We start from the raw sequence: 1,127 nt of genomic DNA, 5'->3' as shown, positions 1-1,127 counted from the left end.
ATGAGTTTCCTGAGTCAACCCCTATGCCGCCAGAGTGGTCTCGGGAGTCGTTTTGATCTTGCTGTTGGCCTGGTGGGTGTCGGGGTCGTAGGGTGTGCCGTCGCGCCGGCAGGCCCAGATCACGCGGAGCCAGGCGCGGGCGAGGATGCGGGTGGCGTGGGGGTGTCGCTTCTTGCGGGCGCGGGCGTCGTTGTAGATCTTCGCGGCCCAGTCGCTGCCGTGTCGGCTGTTGTCGGCGAACATGGTGATGGCCAGACGCGCACGCCTGTTGGTGGCGAAGCGGAAGGTCACCGCGTGGGACTTGCCGGATGCGCGGGTGACCGGGACGACGCCGGCCTCGGCGATGAACTGCTCGCAGGACTCGGCGCGTTCGAGGATCGGGCCGATCTCGCCGATGATCTGCCCGAGGTTGATCTTGCCGATGCGGGGCATGGTGGCCAGCAGCGGCGCGTAGGGATGCCCTTCGACCGCCTCGGTGATGGCCTTGTCGAGTTCGCGGATCGTGGCGCGTATGCCGCGTACCAGCTGGACCTGGACGCGGACGAGGGTCGCGACGGTGGCTTCGCCGAGCCGGGTCGCGGCCGCCGGGGCGGAGCGCATGCGCTCGATGAGCACCTGGCCGGAGCGCTTGCCGGAGTAGCCGCGCCGCTTGCACCACGCCTCCAGTTTCGCCGGAGCGAGCTTGGCGGCGGCCTGCGGGGTCGGGTAGCGGTCGAGGAAGTCCAGGGCGATGTCGCTGTCGCGGCTCGCGAAGATCGCCTTCCCGCCCGGCCACAGCTGGTCGAGCTGGGCGTCGAGCTGGTTGACGGCGGCGACTCTGGCCTCGACGTGGTCGGCCCGCTGGCGGGTCAGGGCCTGCAGTTCCAGGGTCCTGGGATCGGTCGGGGTCAGACGTCGCAGCTGGTGGCCGTCGGTGCGCAGGTAGTCGGCGAGTTTGTGGCTGTCTCCGGCGTCGGTCTTGGCCTTCGATGCGCCCCAGCGCGGGCGCATCGCGTGGAAGGCGTTCGGGTGCACCGGCACCACGGGGTGGCCGGCCGCCAGCAGCCGGTCCACCACCACGCCGCGGGTGGTCTCGATCGCCACCGGCAGGTCGGCCGGACTCCCGTGGCGGCGCAGGCGCCTGATGG

General features: G+C 70.8%; 1 protein-coding gene. It reads right to left on the bottom strand.

From position 1 onward, the window contains the following. Positions 1-21: 21 nt before the first annotated feature. On the bottom strand, positions 22-1,127 hold a 1,106-nt coding region (locus ACH4E7_RS45670; protein WP_396255137.1), incomplete at its 5' end, for a transposase.

This window comes from Kitasatospora sp. NPDC018058 (genome assembly GCF_044327205.1).
Classification (GTDB): domain Bacteria; phylum Actinomycetota; class Actinomycetes; order Streptomycetales; family Streptomycetaceae; genus Kitasatospora.
Note: the sequence above shows the minus strand (reverse complement) of the source record. Positions and strands in the feature narration are given on the sequence as shown.